The 15153-nt window shown below is 57.5% G+C and carries 25 protein-coding genes; 18 read left to right on the top strand and 7 right to left on the bottom strand.

All coding sequences use genetic code 11. From position 1 onward, the window contains the following. Nucleotides 1-32 precede the first annotated feature (32 nt). Nucleotides 33-722 (top strand): TetR/AcrR family transcriptional regulator, encoded by a 690-nt coding sequence (locus ACTUHY_RS00605; protein WP_442826187.1) that lies wholly within the window; start codon nt 33-35, stop codon nt 720-722. Nucleotides 723-748: 26 nt separating this feature from the next. On the opposite strand, the gene fba is transcribed toward ACTUHY_RS00605, so the two are convergent. From fba to crcB, 3 genes are read right to left on the bottom strand one after another with little or no spacing between them, the layout of a single operon-like run. Then, entirely contained in the window at nt 749-1678 is a 930-nt protein-coding gene (gene fba / locus ACTUHY_RS00600; protein WP_278675636.1) for a class II fructose-1,6-bisphosphate aldolase, read from the bottom strand. Between the two features lie 45 nt (nt 1679-1723). Beyond that, on the bottom strand, nt 1724-2602 hold the full coding sequence (locus ACTUHY_RS00595) for an RluA family pseudouridine synthase (protein WP_442826186.1): 879 nt from the start codon (nt 2600-2602) through the stop codon (nt 1724-1726). Beyond that, nucleotides 2602-2961, bottom strand: a complete 360-nt coding sequence (crcB, locus tag ACTUHY_RS00590) for a fluoride efflux transporter CrcB (protein ID WP_278675633.1) — start codon at nt 2959-2961, stop codon at nt 2602-2604. The genes ACTUHY_RS00595 and crcB overlap by 1 nt, the downstream gene beginning before the upstream one ends. A gap of 141 nt (nt 2962-3102) precedes the next feature. On the opposite strand from crcB, the gene rnhA reads away from it, so the two are divergent. Continuing rightward, nucleotides 3103-3798 carry a ribonuclease HI gene (gene rnhA / locus ACTUHY_RS00585; RefSeq protein ID WP_442826185.1) on the top strand — a complete coding sequence of 232 codons (696 nt, stop codon included), beginning with the start codon at nt 3103-3105 and terminating at the stop codon, nt 3796-3798. A 149-nt stretch (nt 3799-3947) separates the two neighbouring features. Here rnhA and ACTUHY_RS00580 read toward each other — a convergent pair whose 3' ends face one another. The 4 genes from ACTUHY_RS00580 to ACTUHY_RS00565 all read right to left on the bottom strand — a co-directional run bounded on the left by ACTUHY_RS00580 (nt 3948) and on the right by ACTUHY_RS00565 (nt 7024). Next, on the bottom strand, nt 3948-5015 hold the full coding sequence (locus tag ACTUHY_RS00580; RefSeq protein ID WP_442826184.1) for a site-specific integrase: 1068 nt from the start codon (nt 5013-5015) through the stop codon (nt 3948-3950). A 224-nt stretch (nt 5016-5239) separates the two neighbouring features. Beyond that, a complete protein-coding gene (locus ACTUHY_RS00575; RefSeq protein ID WP_442826183.1) occupies nt 5240-5794 on the bottom strand; it encodes a hypothetical protein in 555 nt (184 codons plus the stop codon). A 12-nt stretch (nt 5795-5806) separates the two neighbouring features. Continuing rightward, nucleotides 5807-6622, bottom strand: a complete 816-nt coding sequence (locus ACTUHY_RS00570; protein WP_442826182.1) for an ImmA/IrrE family metallo-endopeptidase — start codon at nt 6620-6622, stop codon at nt 5807-5809. Between the two features lie 3 nt (nt 6623-6625). Beyond that, on the bottom strand, nt 6626-7024 hold the full coding sequence (locus ACTUHY_RS00565) for a helix-turn-helix domain-containing protein (protein ID WP_442826181.1): 399 nt from the start codon (nt 7022-7024) through the stop codon (nt 6626-6628). Nucleotides 7025-7166: 142 nt separating this feature from the next. Here ACTUHY_RS00565 and ACTUHY_RS00560 point away from each other — a divergent pair, with 142 nt between their 5' ends. The 16 genes from ACTUHY_RS00560 to ACTUHY_RS00485 all read left to right on the top strand — a co-directional run bounded on the left by ACTUHY_RS00560 (nt 7167) and on the right by ACTUHY_RS00485 (nt 15150). Further along, a complete protein-coding gene (locus tag ACTUHY_RS00560; RefSeq protein WP_442826180.1) occupies nt 7167-7412 on the top strand; it encodes a DUF739 family protein in 246 nt (81 codons plus the stop codon). Further along, the gene (locus ACTUHY_RS00555; protein WP_442826179.1) at nt 7409-7576 is read left to right on the top strand and encodes a hypothetical protein; all 168 of its coding nucleotides are present in this window, start codon (nt 7409-7411) and stop codon (nt 7574-7576) included. Before ACTUHY_RS00560 ends, ACTUHY_RS00555 begins: the two co-directional genes overlap by 4 nt. Before the next feature lie 27 nt (nt 7577-7603). Beyond that, on the top strand, nt 7604-7909 hold the full coding sequence (locus ACTUHY_RS00550; RefSeq protein ID WP_442826178.1) for a helix-turn-helix transcriptional regulator: 306 nt from the start codon (nt 7604-7606) through the stop codon (nt 7907-7909). After that, on the top strand, nt 7906-8376 hold the full coding sequence (locus ACTUHY_RS00545) for a hypothetical protein (protein ID WP_442826177.1): 471 nt from the start codon (nt 7906-7908) through the stop codon (nt 8374-8376). The genes ACTUHY_RS00550 and ACTUHY_RS00545 overlap by 4 nt, the downstream gene beginning before the upstream one ends. Continuing rightward, nucleotides 8376-8597, top strand: coding sequence for a hypothetical protein (locus tag ACTUHY_RS00540; protein WP_442826176.1), 222 nt, complete (start codon nt 8376-8378; stop codon nt 8595-8597). The genes ACTUHY_RS00545 and ACTUHY_RS00540 overlap by 1 nt, the downstream gene beginning before the upstream one ends. Next, the gene (locus ACTUHY_RS00535) at nt 8581-8868 is read left to right on the top strand and encodes a LysM peptidoglycan-binding domain-containing protein (RefSeq protein WP_442826175.1); all 288 of its coding nucleotides are present in this window, start codon (nt 8581-8583) and stop codon (nt 8866-8868) included. Before ACTUHY_RS00540 ends, ACTUHY_RS00535 begins: the two co-directional genes overlap by 17 nt. 3 nt (nt 8869-8871) lie before the next feature. After that, entirely contained in the window at nt 8872-9165 is a 294-nt protein-coding gene (locus ACTUHY_RS00530) for a hypothetical protein (RefSeq protein WP_442826174.1), read from the top strand. Between the two features lie 2 nt (nt 9166-9167). Beyond that, nucleotides 9168-9434 carry a hypothetical protein gene (locus ACTUHY_RS00525; protein WP_442826173.1) on the top strand — a complete coding sequence of 89 codons (267 nt, stop codon included), beginning with the start codon at nt 9168-9170 and terminating at the stop codon, nt 9432-9434. Nucleotides 9435-9436: 2 nt separating this feature from the next. After that, a complete protein-coding gene (locus ACTUHY_RS00520) occupies nt 9437-9709 on the top strand; it encodes a hypothetical protein (RefSeq protein ID WP_442826172.1) in 273 nt (90 codons plus the stop codon). Beyond that, nucleotides 9696-10088, top strand: a complete 393-nt coding sequence (locus ACTUHY_RS00515; protein WP_442826171.1) for a hypothetical protein — start codon at nt 9696-9698, stop codon at nt 10086-10088. The genes ACTUHY_RS00520 and ACTUHY_RS00515 overlap by 14 nt, the downstream gene beginning before the upstream one ends. Nucleotides 10089-10104: 16 nt before the next feature. Continuing rightward, a complete protein-coding gene (locus ACTUHY_RS00510) occupies nt 10105-10443 on the top strand; it encodes a hypothetical protein (protein WP_442826170.1) in 339 nt (112 codons plus the stop codon). A gap of 59 nt (nt 10444-10502) precedes the next feature. Continuing rightward, complete coding sequence (locus tag ACTUHY_RS00505; protein WP_442826169.1) at nt 10503-10805, top strand: hypothetical protein; 303 nt, start codon at nt 10503-10505, stop codon at nt 10803-10805. An 84-nt stretch (nt 10806-10889) separates the two neighbouring features. Then, entirely contained in the window at nt 10890-11360 is a 471-nt protein-coding gene (locus tag ACTUHY_RS00500) for a hypothetical protein (RefSeq protein ID WP_442826168.1), read from the top strand. After that, nucleotides 11357-12523: a DUF2800 domain-containing protein gene (locus tag ACTUHY_RS00495; RefSeq protein WP_442826167.1), complete on the top strand. Its 1167-nt coding sequence runs from the start codon at nt 11357-11359 to the stop codon at nt 12521-12523. The genes ACTUHY_RS00500 and ACTUHY_RS00495 overlap by 4 nt, the downstream gene beginning before the upstream one ends. 5 nt (nt 12524-12528) lie before the next feature. Beyond that, entirely contained in the window at nt 12529-13125 is a 597-nt protein-coding gene (locus ACTUHY_RS00490; RefSeq protein ID WP_270441164.1) for a DUF2815 family protein, read from the top strand. A 54-nt stretch (nt 13126-13179) separates the two neighbouring features. Then, on the top strand, nt 13180-15150 hold the full coding sequence (locus ACTUHY_RS00485; RefSeq protein ID WP_442826166.1) for a DNA polymerase: 1971 nt from the start codon (nt 13180-13182) through the stop codon (nt 15148-15150). Nucleotides 15151-15153: the final 3 nt, after the last annotated feature.

Genomic DNA, 15153 nt, shown 5'->3' with positions numbered 1-15153 from the left:
AAGACAGTACGAAGTTGGAGGAACAGGCAGGTATGGTGAAAATCAATTCTTCTCTTTCCAAAGAAAAAAGGATCCTAAAAGCAGCAGAAAAAGTATTCTCCCATAAGGGCTATTCCCAAGCCACCCTGGATGAGATCATCCAGATTGCGGATACGGGCAAGGGGACCGTCTACAAATATTATAAGAATAAGGAAAATCTGTTCTACACCCTGGTGGAAGCCAAGAACCGGAAACTAGTGAAAGACCTGCAGCAGGCAGTGGAGAGCTGTGAGGCGTTTGGGGACCAGTTCCAGGCCTATATCTTTGCTTTTTTACGTTTTCTCCACAAGAATGAGACCCTTTGGGCCGTCATCTTGTTCGAGCTGCTCAATGAACAGGCTGGGTGGCGGCTGATTTGGGACGAGGAAAAGCGGGACTGGAGGCTGGAAGTCCGTTGGGGCAAGAAACCTTCCGAAAAGGATATCTCCGTAAAACGCCGGTATGCAGAACTGATCCGTTCAGAAATCGTCATTCTCCGGGATATCTTCCAGAGAGCTATGGATGATTCCTATCTCCTGCCTATCTATGATTTGCCTGTGATGACCCAGAATTTCTATTTCAGCATCTTCATGCTGAGCAATCAGGGCGTGTTGGATGTAGATAATATGGAAGAAACGGTAAAAGGGATGATCGACAGGTTCCTCTACGGTCATATTGAAAGAAAAGAAGGCGCGGCACGGTAGTGTGCAGCACCTTCTTTTATGATTCTTTACAGCCGATGGGAGGAATTCAGTACATCCCGCATCTTGTGGGCTACCATCTTTTTGATGGCTTCCCGGCCTTTACCCAGGTAGGAACGGGGATCGAAATCCTCCGGATGCTCGTACAGGTACTTCCGGATGGAAGCAGTCATGGCCAGCCGCAGGTCCGTATCGATGTTGATCTTGCAGACCCCGTAGGTGCCGGCTTTTTTCAGCATATCTTCCGGGCAGCCCTGGGCACCGGCCAGTTTGCCGCCGTACTTGTTGCATTCGTCTACGAATTCCGGGATGACGGTGGAAGCCCCATGGAGCACCAGAGGGAAGCCAGGGAGCATGTTGGTGATCTTCTCCAGACGGGGGAAATCCAGTTCCGGTTTGCCTTTGAACTTATAGGCCCCATGGCTGGTGCCGATGGCGATAGCCAGGGAATCCACTCCGGTCCGTTCCACGAATTCCACGGCCTGGTCCGGATCCGTGTAGGTGGCGTCTTTGGTGTTCACTTTCACAGCATCTTCCACACCGGCCAGTTTCCCCAATTCAGCTTCTACCACCACGCCTTTGTTGTGGGCATAGTCCACTACCCGTTTGGTCAGTTCGATATTTTCTTCAAAAGGATATTTGGAACCGTCGATCATCACAGAAGTGAATCCGCCGTCCACGCAGGCTTTGCAGATGTCGAAATCTGCACCGTGGTCCAGATGCAGGGCGATGGGCAGGCCCGTATCTTCCATGGCTGCTTCCACCAGGTGGAGCAGGTAGTTGTGTTTGGCATACTTCCGGGCACCGGCAGAAACCTGCAGGATCAGGGGAGACTGTTCTTCCTGGGCCGCTTCCACGATCCCCTGTACGATTTCCATATTGTTGACGTTGAAGGCACCAACGGCATAATGGCCTTCGTAGGCTTTCTTGAACATTTCTTTAGTGGTTACAAATGGCATGTTGAAACCTCCTTGAATTTCTCTTGCTCTTCATTATATCATATCTCATCCCAACATGGGGAGAATGTTGGAACGACACCCCCAAGCCCTCTGGAAATCCTGGGGGAGGGGAGCGGTGATTTCTGCCTCTTTTTCCGTGAAAGGTTCTCGGAACCGGATCTTCCAGGCATGGAGGTAATGGCGTCCCGGTGCGCCGGGGGCCCCATAGAGGGTGTCCCCCAATAGGGGATGGCCGGCGGCCACTGCATGGACCCGGATCTGGTGGGTGCGGCCTGTTTCCAGCCGGAACAGGACCAGGGAAAGACCGTCTTCTTCGGCCAGGACCTGATACCGGGTCCTGGCCGGGAGCCCCCCGGGAGCGACTTGCCGTTCTACGATGGAACCGGGTTTTCGGGCGATGGGCCCATCCAGGAGCCCGGTACTTTCTTTCCAGGCTCCCAGGGTGATCCCCAGATAGGTCTTTTCCAGCTTCCTTTGGGCCAGCATATGGTGGAGACAGGCATTCTTGGCGAACAGGACCACTCCGGATGTCTCCCGATCCAACCGGGAAACGGGATGGACCGCACTGGGGATCCCCTGCTGCCGGAAATACCAGGCCACCTGCCGGCTCAGAGCCGGGGTCCGTTCAGCTCCCGCATTGTGGGTCACCAGACCCGCCGGCTTGTCCACCGCCAAGTAGAGTTCCGTTTCTTCCAAGATGGCAGGCAGCTTTTCTTCCGGTTCCAGGGTGCAGGCTTCCGGAAGGAAGTCCCAGCGGATCCGGGACCCGGGCTGGAGCAGCAGGTCTTGTTGGACGGTTTCTCCATTCACCTGGAGGGCACCGGCTGCTTTCAGCTTTTTCCAGTAGGTGCCGGAAAGGCCCCGGCTCTGGAGGAAAGTCTTCAGCCGCTGGGGCCGTTCTGTAAGGGGCAGCTGGAGTTCCATCAAATCACCTTCTGGCCCAGGACTGCAGCCAGGACTCCGAAGAACAGGCTCAGGACCATGTACAGGGCCGCCGTCACCGGGGCTCCTTTATCCACCAGCTGCTGGCTTTCCAAGGCAAAAGAAGAAAAGGTAGTGAACCCGCCGCAGATGCCCACCTTCAGGAACAGGGCCAGCCGGGGATGGAGGCTGTTCCGGGCAGCCAGGGCTGCCACCAGGCCGATGAGGAAGGCACCGATGATATTGATGGAAAAGGTCTTGAGAGGGAACCCGCTGCTGTGTTCCAGGGGGACCAGGCCGATCAGATACCGGCAGACGGACCCGATGAATCCTCCCAAGCCTACAATCAAACATTCTGTCATAGAAAAGACCCCTTTATCAATAGGACTAGGAAGTATTATACCACAGACTGCAAAAATGCTCAGAGGAAAACACCTGTACGGATTTGTTCATCCTATGATACAATATTTCCAGAAGGAAAGATAAGCAGGAGGCACAGTCAGATGGCAGCAAAGAAAAGCTACGCAGTACGCAAAGGACGGAAAATCGGCTTGTTCGGCACCTGGGCAGAATGCCAGGAGCAGGTGACAGGATTTCCCGGAGCCCGTTTCAAGGGATTCGCCAGCCAGGAGGAAGCAGAAGCCTGGCTCCAGGGCGATGATGCAGCCGGAAATAAGCCAACTGTCCCTTGTCCCGGGACGGCAGCAGGAAAGAAGGCAGCCAGGGAACAGGCCGCCCAGGAAGGGAACCTGGAAGAGGAAGATTATGTGATCTATACGGATGGATCCTGCCTGCGGAACCCAGATGGACCGGGGGGATGGGCTTTCGTGGCGGAAAAGACGGCCACTGGGGAAGTGACAGAACGGTCCGGCGGGGAACCCTCCACCACCAACAACCGGATGGAACTGACGGCTGCCATTGAGGCCCTGGCCTTTGCTCCGGAAGGAGCCCGGGTGGCTCTCTACACGGACAGCCAGTATCTCAAGAACGGGATCACCCAGTGGGTAGCCGGCTGGAAACGCAGAGGCTGGAAAAAGGCAGACGGGAATCCGGTGCTGAACCAGGGACTTTGGATGGAACTGGATCGATTGTATGGCAGCCATACCGTCACCTTCCACTGGGTCAAAGGTCATGTGGGGATCTCTTTGAATGAGCGGTGCGATGAACTGGCCAAACAGGAAGCCTTGAAAGCCAAATAACGGCAGGGAACGAGGGGGAGCGCAGCGTGCAGCGTCATCCCTCTTTCTTTTTCGATATTTTTATCGTATAATAAACTATTGTGAGTAAATAGCTTAAAACTCTAGGTTTTAAGCCGTTTTTGTGTAAGACGGCAAAAATACGGCAAAAATTAAAAAATGGCTTCGATGCCATCTGCCGCCCGGTCCCGCACGTCCTGGGTGTAGTCCAGGTAGATGTTGGACACGGTGGCCACGGTGTCACCCAGGACGGCCGCCACCAGGTTGACGTCGCCGGTCTCCTGGAGCAGAAGGGTGGCAAAGGTGTGGCGGAGGGAGTGGATGGACCTGCCAGGATAGTGGACCCGGATGTAGTAGCTGGTATAGTAGATCAGACTGTAGGTGCTGGTGCCGCCCAGAATCCGACCGTCAAAGGAGAGAGGGTGCTCCTGCCGCCATCTGGTCAGAGCCTGGAGGACGGCAGCGGAGGCGTGGATGGTCCTATAGCTGTTGCGGGTTTTGCAGGTTTTAAAAGCAAACCCGCCCTGGGGAGCTTTGGCCCACTGCTTATTAACCGTAAGAGTACCCCGGGTCCAGTCCACGTCGTCCCAGGTAAGCCCAAGTATCTCTCCCCGGCGCATCCCGGTCCGGACAGCCAAAAAGCACAGGAGCCAGGAGTAGGGGCGGGGCTTGAGCCGGGTGAGCAGCTGATCAACCTCCTGCCGCGTAAAAGCCCGGATGGCGTGCTTTTTCTTAGCCTTTAGACTCCGCACCTCCCGGGCGGGATTGACGCGGATCAGCTTATAGACGGTGCGGGCGTGCTCCAGGACGGTCTTGAGGGCCGCCAGGGCAAGGTTGAGCGTAGCAGGAGCCCGGTCCGGCACTTGGAGGGCGTTGACGACGGCAGCGGTAGTCAGCTCCCGGACCGGTGTATCCAAGAGAGCACCAAAGAGATCCAGCCCGTGGCGGTATGCGTTGAGGGTGCTCCAGGAGAGCTCCCGCTTTTTATCCCTGGCAAAAAGCGCCCAAAACTGCCTCAAAGTGATGTCCTGTAGAGTTGGATCCGTGGTCAGCCCCTCGGTCTTTTTGACCTCCTCCAGGAGCTCATCCTGATGCTGGCGGGCCTCTCTCTGGGTCTTAAAGCCCTGACGGGTCTTTTGCCGCCATTTTTTGCCGACCTTGTAGGACAAGATCAGGCAGACGCTGCCGTTTTTGGTCCGGTAGCTAAAATGATAATCCATACAATCAGCCTCCTTGCTGGTCAATCCAGGGGAGGCTGTGATACAATATAGGTGCAGCCTCCCTGGTAGTGGGTAAGGTTTTGCAGAGCCCTCACGGCAGTCACGTTGCCGTGAGGTTTTTTTTTATGTTTCAAACGATTTTAACTCGATAAAACTCGCATTTTAACTCGATTTAACGCGATTTAACTCACAAATCAAATGATCATCAAATGATTTTAATTGATTTAGTTACGATACGCCTGGTGGATCCAGGGCTTACCAAAGGAGTCCGGATCAATACTTTCCGGCTGGCTCCAGTCGATACCCTTAGCCTTGGCCGCCCGGAGCTCCTCCTGGAATATCTTGGCCTCGGACTCCTTACCGCTGTTTTTGTTGACCAGGGTGCCGTTGACGATAAAGGCCACGCGCTCCACAGGCTGGCCGCTCTTAAAGGCTCCGGCAAAGACCGGGATGGCCTTGAGCTTCATAGCCTTTACCGCCAGGCCCGCGGTAGGGGCGTCGGTGTACTTGGCCCATACGTTGACGTTGTACTTGGTGTCGTCGATTTTGTTGATCTCGATACGCTCCAGGTAGACGGCTGCTGTATCCACCTTAAAGCTCTTGACGGCGTCCGCTATGCTGGACTGGATCTTGGCCTCCGGGGTGCCGGCCTCTGCGGTCACCACATTGGGCTGCTTGGCGGGGGCGGATGCCTTTTTGTCATCGTCCCCACAGCCTGCGGCCACCAGCATCAGGATGGCCATAGCCACCAGCAGTCCCTTTTTGATCGTATTCGTCATCATAATCTCCTCCTATTGATGATATTTGAAAAGCTTTTGCATCTGGCGCAAAGGCTCCTGCAGCCGCATAGGATCAAGCATACGCACGGGCAGATAAGCCTTGCCCCCTCTGGCCTCCCAGATGCGGGTCTGTGTCTGATCGTACTCGTGCCGGTACTGGTCAGTCAGGATGTCCATGGCATGCTGATCATAGAGATCGCGGATGTGATTGACGTAAGAATCAAAATTTTCTGCCCTCTCCGGCTGCGCCAGGAGCAGGGAGGCACGGCCCAGGATCTCCCGGGAGCGGTAGTAGGCCGCCTCCTTACTGAGCCGGAAGGCGCTCCGAAGCAGGGCAAACAGACTGTAGACACTGATCCGGTAGGGCCAAATGATGGCCATGGCCACCTCCAGCGGGGCCAAAAAGACACTGGCAAAGTAGTCGGCCTCCCGCTCCATCTCAAGCTGCACATCAGGAGGGGTCAGCAGCCCCTGCTCCCGGTAGTACGCCTCTTGATCAAAATGTCCCAAAGTGATGTGCCCCAGCTCGTGTGCCAGCGTAAAGCGCTTACGTCCCGGGACAATCCCCTGGGAGTCGTTGTAAGCCACGACCGTGCGGCCGCTCAGCTGGAGCGTGGCGGCGTCTGCGGAGTTGAGCCGCAGGGAGAGCTGCTCCGGAGCCACGCCAGCACGCTGGGCCAGCCTGCTGTAGGTGCAGACCCGGACCCCCATGGAGTGCCGGACCCGGCTGACCAGGTCCGGCAGGCAGACGGGGAAGGCTGTGATCCCCAGGTCTGCCAACGTATCCATAGCGGCCTCCGTACAGTGGTGCTTGATGTCTAGATCCATCGGTCAATCTCCTTTCTCGTCGCCGTCCAGGGCGGATAAGACCTTGGTGGCGGTTTTAATGTTTTGATTGCTGGATTTGATGGCCTTGCGGGCCAGCAGCCGCAGGTCCTCGTTGGACCGGAGGGCGCTGATGATGTCATCCAGACTATCCTCCTCGTCCTCATCTATATAGTCAGGCTCCCCGGCATCCATGGGCACGTCGTACCCCATCAGCCAGGCCGGGTCCACACGGAGCGCCTGGGCGATCAGGTCCACTTTGTCCTGCTTGGGTTTCCAGGTGCCTTTAAGATAGGTACTGATGGAGCCTTTGCTGATGCCGGTCCGCTCGTGGAGCTCGGTCTGGGTCATCCGGCGGATTGCCAGAGCCTCTTTAAATCGTTGGTCAAAGGTAGATCTCTTCATATACATCACCTCTCATGTTCCTATTATACCATGAAAATCTGAATTTTTTTCAGAATTTCTGAAAAAAGTATTGCATAGCTGAAAATCCTGTTGTATAATGAGTTCAGAATTTCAGAACAGCTGAAAGGGGGTGAAAGGCTATATGTCCTACGAATACAGCAAACTGAAAGGCCGCATCAAAGAGATTTTTGGCACCCAGGAAGCCTTTGCAGCGGCCATGGGCATGAGCTCTGCGGCGCTTTCTGCCCGGCTCAACAACGTCAACAACTTCAGCCAGGCGGAAATCGACCTGGCCTGCAAGCTGCTGCACATTCCTGACGGGGAGATCCGGAGCTATTTTTTTTGCCGGCTGAGTTCAGAAAATCGGAACTACCGCCGGGAAGCATGACAGGAAAGGTCATCGACTACAAGGCCTACAACGCCTGCTGGTATGGGCACATCTTCAAGCACTATAAAGATGCTGAGACGGCCCGGGCGTACAGTCTGTGGCATGAGCCGGACGACCGGATCGTCAAGGTCTGGGGCGGCTGGAAGCTCATGAGGAGACTGTAGGGGCCGAGGGAAAGGAGAGCTTTTGAGATGGAGAGACTGACTTACAGCACCAAAGAGGCCGCTGAGGCCCTGGGGCTGTCCGTGGACACCATCCGCAAGATGGAGGCTGACGGATCGTTGCCCAGGCTCAAAAAGATCACCGGCTGCATCCGCTTTAGCCGGAAGGACGTGTTGGCCTGCGCTGACCTGGTGGACCAGGATGTGCGGCCCAGCCAGATCCGACTGCTCAAAGCGGACCTGGACCGGGAGCGGGCCGAAAACGAGCGGCTCCGGGGACGGATCCGGCAGCTGGTGATCGCCGCCAACCAGGCGGCCGTGGAGGTGGGCCTATGACAGACCGAGCAGACGAGCTGGAGCGCTGGGACCGGATCCGGGCCAACGCCGACTGGCTCCTGGCCCAGCAAGGCCTCCCATACGTATCCGCCAGCCGGATGATGGGAATGTCGGAAAACTACCTGCAGCAGTTTATCATGGGCTACATCCACAAGATCCCAGCGGCGGCCCTGGACAAACTCTTAGATGTACTGGGGGTGCCGCCCATGACGCTCCTGCGGGAGCCGGTGGAGGTGCCGTGGCCTCTGTCCAAAAAAGAGCTGCGGACGGCCGTAACCAAGCTGGAGGCGCTCCGGAGACGCAAGGCCATGACCCGGGCGGCCTTTGGCTACTGGCTGGGCTACCGCTGCCGGACCGGCTGGCAAAACGTGGTCAAGGGCCACAAAAAGATAAGCAGGGCCACATGGATCCGGATCGGGATCAAGACCGGGATCCCCCTGGCCAGGCTGATAGGGAGGGAGAGCTGATGTTGATACGATACCTTATCGATGACGCCTTTTTGGACGCCGTCGACGATCTGGTGGAGGCGGTCCGGGACCTGCCCCGTACAAGCGTGCTGGGGCTGACATCCACACTGACGGACCTGCAGGCTAAGCGCCAAAAAGTCCAGGACATGATGGACGATGGCTTTTACGACATAGACGTGCCGGAGCTAAAGGAGAGTGATCAAGATGAGGACAGCCGATAAAATCGCAGCCGTCGTGCTGGTGGTGTCAGGTCTGACCCTACTGAGCCCTGGGGCGGATGCCCTTACAGCACAGACGGAGAGACCGGCATCGGAGTACGATACGGTGGCCAGAGTGGTCCTGCCCGGGCAGTCGCTCTGGGACATCTGCTCCAAGCTGGATAGCTCAGAGGACATCCGGGACATCATCGACCGTTGCCGGGTGGATAATGATGTGGCCGACCCGGGGACCCTGCAGCCGGGGAAGGTCCTCATGATCAGATACAAGAGGTGAGCCGTGGAAAACTGGGAAAGACGAAAGTACCTGCTTGACGGTATCCGGAAGGCACTCCACGTTAAGCAAAACCAAGGCATTAGCGACGATGACCTAGACATGGTCATCGCCTGGAGCAACACAATGTGCCCTCTTCAGTTCGCGCCAATGATCGAAATCATTAAAGAGTGCCCAATGAACAATCCGGGAAAATGGGGAAATGATTATAAATGCCACGAGTGCTGGATGAGTCTGCTAATCGATAACCGACTACGCAAGTATTTGGAGTTTATCGAGGGGTCTGAAAGAGGTGATTAAAAATGGATAAAGACAAAGAACTGGCACGACTGCGGAAAATTGATACCGAACAAAAAGCCAGGGTACTGGGTCATCTGGAAACGGCCCTGAACGCTGCTGATGTCCATGTGTTTTTGAGCTACGATCCTCATGCAGAGACAGTCCATATTATGTTTAACCGTTACAGCGCAAAACCGGAAATCGTGGTCAACGTCCACATGGACAACGCGGCGGCCATGCTCTACGACATCTTTAAGCAGGCCGGCCCTGAGCTGGTAGCGGAGGCGTGACCATGGACAAGGAAAAGAGAGAGCCTTTTATGGCGGATCTTTTTGGAGATCAAACCACGGATCTGTCACGGCCAGGAGTTGACTGCCGGATCACGGAAAAGGCCTGGAAGGTGGTCAAGGACCCTGCCACAGGACGGTACCGACTGCTCCGGGAGGTCCTGATCACAAAGGTCCTAAAGGACTACTACAAAGAGGACTACCATTGCCGATGCGAGGCGGACGCCATGGCGGCGTACCTCAACCGGGAAAGGAGAAGGAAGCATGACCAAGAATGACAACTATCTTGACCTCCTGCGGGAGGAAAAGCCGACGCCCCGCCAAAAGGCTGCCCTGGATAAAGCCAAGAATGCCCTAAAGGCAGCAGGATTTGCCTACTGGGCCATCATAGCGAGGGATGTTGTGGAGGACGGAGATAGCCGGAAGATCATGAGCGTAGCCTCCGATCTGCGGATGGACGTACGGTTCAGCGCCTGCGCGGCCAGAACCATTTTCTCGGAAGTCCTGCCCCATCTGGAGGCCCCTAAAGAACAGCTGGCCTACCTGACAAAAATCATTAAGGCAACACTGGCCGAGGTCAACCCCGCCCTGGCCAAAGAGATCGAGGACCGCGTCAATCGTAAAGACCAATCCGCTGAGCTGGAAAAGATGAACTGAAAGGGGGTGAGGAAAAATGCTGAGAGTGTTTAAAAACAAAGCCGAGGTCGGAGCGGTATCCCGGGCCATCAAAGGACTGAGTGATGCCGGCTTTGATGAGTGGGCCGTCCTGGCTGCCAAGCAGGACGATAGTGCACCAACCGGCGCTGTCTCGTTTAAGATGCGTCCCGGGGTTGCTTTGGACTGTGCGGACGAGCTGATCAAACATGCAGCCTCACAAGCGCAGACAGAGACCGACCGGGAAACCCTAGCCGAAACCCTGCTTACGATAGCCGTCAGAGGGATGCGGACCGCAGGGCTCCCCTGGGCCCGCGAACTGGAAAAGATGCTCGCAAAAGGAGGTGAGGAAAAATGATCAGGAAAGCAAATCAAGCGGAGATACTGGCCCTCGGGACGGCCGCTGATGCCCTGCACATGGTGGGGCTCAGGCACACCATCCAGCTGGGCTGGTCCAAGCCACACGACGGGGATATGGTCCTGGCTGCTGATGAGACCGTCGATGCATACGACTGTATGGAGGCGGCGAGCGCTCTGGCCGGGATGGCCGGGATCAAGGCAATGCAAGCAGGGGAGAGCCGACTGACTGTCAGCCATGCACTCTGGGCCATGCTGGTATCGGTGGCGACGGACCTGGGGCTGTCCGACGAGGAATTTGACCAAGGCCGGGAGATGACCCTAAAGGATATAGAGGTCGCCCTTCGGGATGACAAAAAATGACCTGCCCTTTTATAAGAGCAGGTCAGCCGAAAAAAAAATCGAAAACCTACTGTGATTATACCACAAATCGAAAGGAGATAAACCATGGATTTAAACATCAACATCAAGCTGACCTGTGACGACTATATGGTCCGTCTGGTCGACACCGTCGTCCGGAGCCTGGATGCCATCGACGGGGCAGTAGCTCCGATGGTCAAAGCCCCGGCAACCAAACCGACTACCGCACCGGCTCTCGCTGCACAACCGCAGCAGGCTGCACCAAAAGCCGCCAGCGTGCAGCAGACCGGGGCTTTGTTCCCTCCGGCTCCGGTGGTACAGCAAACCCCGGCTCCCGCACCTACTCCTCAGCCTGCACCAGTAGTGCCCACGGCTCCGGCACGGACCTATAGCCTCAACGACCTGCTGACGGCAGCAGCGCCGCTGATGGATCAGGGTAAATTCCAGGAGCTGTCCGCACTGACGGCCAAGTATGGTGTCAAGAGCTTTACCGACATCCCCGAGGATCAGTACGGCAATGTGGCTGTTGATCTGCGGGCCCTAGGGGCGGCCTTATGACAGCCCATGCCCTCCTCTCTGCCTCTGGGGCAGCCCGGTGGATGCACTGCACCGGGTCACCCAAGCTGGAGAGGGACTTCCCGGACACTACCAGCGCCTACGCCAAAGAGGGGACCCTGGCCCACGCCATCTGCGAGTTAAAGCTGCGCAAGTTTGCCGTGGAGCCCATGGGCAAATCCACCTACACCAGGCGACTCAACAAGCTCAAAAAAGAGCCGGAGTACCAAAAGGAGATGGACGGCTACACCGACGACTACCTGGACCGGGTCAAGGCCATCATCCTGGCCTATCCTCACAAGCCCCATGTGGCCTGTGAGCAGCGGGTGGACTTTTCCGCCTGGGTGCCCGGGGGGTTCGGGACAGCCGACTGCATTGTGGTGGGGGACGACATCCTCCACATCGTGGACTTTAAGTACGGCAAGGGAGTAGAGGTGGACGCCCATGGCAATCCGCAGATGAGACTGTATGCCCTGGGGGCGGCAGAACTCTACAAGATGCTGTGGCGAATCCGGACGGTACGGATGACCATCATCCAACCCCGGCTGGGCAACTACAGCACCGACGAGATGCCTTACCAGGAGCTCCTGGACTGGGCGGACAAGGTGGTCAAACCGGCAGCCCAGGAGGCGGCAGGGGAGCAGGGGCATTTTGAGCCGGGAGACTGGTGCCGGTTCTGCCGGGCAAAACAGCAGTGCAAGGCCCGAGCGGAGTACTTTGCCGCCATGGCCAAGGACGCCAAGGCCCATTCGGACCCAAGGCTGATGACCCCCGAGGACCTGGGGCGGTACCTCAAAGCCGCCAAACTGCTTAAGGCCTGGGCCGAGGATATGCAAGAGTTTGGCCTGACCCTCTGTCTGGACGGCAAGGAGGTCCCCGGCTGGAAAGCAGTAGAGGGGCGAGGCAGCCGGGCCTTTACGGACCAGGAAGCCGCCTTTAAAGTCCTGATGGATCATGGGACGGAGGAGGCCATGCTGTACAACCGGGTGCCCCTGACCCTGGCCCAAGCCGAAAAAGTGGTGGGCAAAAAGGAGTTTGCCGCCTTGGTAGGCTCCTACATCGACAAAAAACCGGGCAAGCCCACCCTTGTCCCGGAAGCCGACAAACGGCCGGCCATCACCAACAAGCCGACTGCAGAACAAGTGTTTACTAAAATGGAGGAATGAAAATCATGAGAAACACCCAAGTAGTGCTGGAAAACGTAAGACTGTCCTATGTGCATCTGACCAAACCCTATGCTGCACAGCCTGGCCAGGAGGAAAAGTACTCTGTGACCATCCTGCTGCCCAAGACTGATACGGCGGGCAAAGCCAAGCTGGATGCCGCCATCGAGGCCGCCAAAGACTGGGGCCGGGAAAAGAAATGGGGCGGCCAGGTCCCTCCTATCTGCCCCACTCCTATCCATGACGGGGACGGAGTCAAGCAAGACGGTACGGAGTTTGGTCCGGAGTGCAAAGGGATGTGGGTTATGACTGCATCCAGCAAGGCCGACCAGCCGGTAGAAGTAGTGGACCGGCAGCTCAATAAGATCCTGGATCCCACCCAGATCTACAGCGGGATGTATGCCAACGTCTGCATCAACGTCTATCCGTATGTGTACGTGGCCAAAAAGGGCATCGGCTTTGGGCTGGGGCCCGTACAAAAGACCGCTGACGGGGAAAGCTTCGGGGGCGGTGCTCCTACAGCAGCCAGCGTCTTTAGCGCTATGGGAGGCTCCGACCAGGGAGCTGCGCCAAAGATCAACCCGCTGACCGGGCAGCCGATGTGACACAGGGGGCCCGGAAGGGCCCTCTTTTTACTCTGATGAAAGGAGGGACGACCAATGCAGCATCATCTGAGCATCGACATCGAGACGTACAGTGACCAGGACATCGGGGCCGTGGGCGTCTTTAAATACGTGGACACCCCGGAATTTGAGATCCTGCTCTTTGCTTACAGCTACGATTTCGGCGATGTCAAAGTGGTGGACCTGGCCCAGGGGGAGACCATCCCGGAGCAGGTCGTCAAGGACCTGTACAACCAGGATGTGATCAAGCACGCCTACAACGCCGCCTTTGAGATCACCTGCCTCAACCGGGCGGGGATGTACACACCGGCGGACCAGTGGCGGTGCACCATGATCCATGGGATGTACCTGGGCTATCCGGCCGGACTGGCCCGGCTGGGCAAGGTACTGGGCCTGCCGGAGGACAAGCAAAAGATGAGCGTGGGCAAGTCCCTGATCAGTTATTTTTGCAAACCCTGCAAGCCCACCCGCACCAACGGCGGGCGGACCCGAAACAAGCCCTACGGCGATCCGGACAAGTGGGAATTGTTTAAAATCTACAACCGCATGGACGTGGTGACCGAGATGGAGGACTACAAGCGGCTCCAGCCGTTCCCGGTCCCTCAGGAGGTCCAGGATGACTGGGTGACTGACTACTACATCAACGCCCGGGGCATCCAGGTGGACAGGGCCCTGGTGGCCGGTGCCCTTAAGATCAACGAGGCCAACCGGGAGGAGCTGTTGACCCGGTCCAAAGCGCTGACCGGACTCCCCAACCCGGGGAGCCGGGCGCAGCTGCTGCCCTGGCTCAAGGAGCACGGGGCGGACCTGCCGGACCTGACCAAGGAGACGGTCAAAGAGGCCCTCAAGACGGCCACAGGAGATGTCCGGGAGGTCCTGGACATCCAGAGCCGCCTGGCCAAGAGCAGCGTCAGCAAGTACGAGGCCCTGGACCGGGCCACCTGTATGGACGGGCGGATCCGGGGGACCCTACAGTACTACGGCGCTGGACGGACGGGGCGATGGTCCGGCCGTCTGGTGCAGGTCCAAAACCTGCCCCACGACGTACCCCTGGCCATCGATACGGCCCGTGCCCTGGTCAAACGGGGCAGCCTGGAGGAGCTGCGGCTGCTCTACGGCAAGGTGTCCGACACCCTGAGCCAGCTGATCCGGTCGGCGTTTATCGCAAAACCCGACAGCGTCTTTGTGGTGGCTGACTTTTCCGCCATCGAGGCCCGGGTGCTGGCCTGGCTGGCCGGGGAGGAATGGCGCCAAAAGGTCTTTAAGGACAATGGAGACATCTACTGCGCCTCCGCCAGTGCCATGTTTAAAGTGCCCGTTGTCAAGCACGGCATCAACGGCCATCTCCGGCAAAAGGGCAAGATTGCCGAACTGGCCCTGGGCTACGGAGGCGGGACGAACGCCCTCATCACCATGGGGGCCCTCAAGATGGGCCTCACGGAGGACGAGCTGCCGGGCATCGTACAAAAATGGCGGGAGGCTAATCCCAATATCAAGGCCTACTGGTACCGGGTGGAGAAAGCCGCCATGGACGCCATGGCCAAAGCGGAGGCCCAGGACATCGGACACGGGATGTGTTTTGCCCGAGAAGCCAACCTGCAGTATGGCTATGACTACCTGACGGTCCGGCTCCCCAGCGGGCGGAAGCTCTACTATCCCCAGCCCATGACCGGGCCCAACCGCTTTGGCGGCGAGGAGATCCGGTACAAGACCTGGGTGGGGACACGATGGATCTACAACGGGACTTACTCCGGTAAGTTGGTGGAAAACATCACCCAGGCAGTAGCCCGGGACTGCCTGGCCACGGCCATCCGGCGCCTGGTGCAGCACGGCTACCGACCCCTCATGCATATCCACGACGAGGTGGTGCTGGAGGTGCCCAAGGCCAAGCTCCATGACGATGAGCTGGACCGGGTGGTGGCCCTCATGTGCGCCCCCATCGACTGGGCCCCGGGCCTGCTGCTCAACGCGGATGGGTTTGTGAGCCCGTATTATAAAAAGGATTGACGT

Origin of the sequence: Acidaminococcus nyctereutis, from assembly GCF_052216985.1 — a bacterium.
Classification (GTDB): Bacteria; Bacillota; Negativicutes; order Acidaminococcales; family Acidaminococcaceae; genus Acidaminococcus; species Acidaminococcus fermentans_A.
This window is presented reverse-complemented; position numbering and strand designations above follow the sequence as displayed.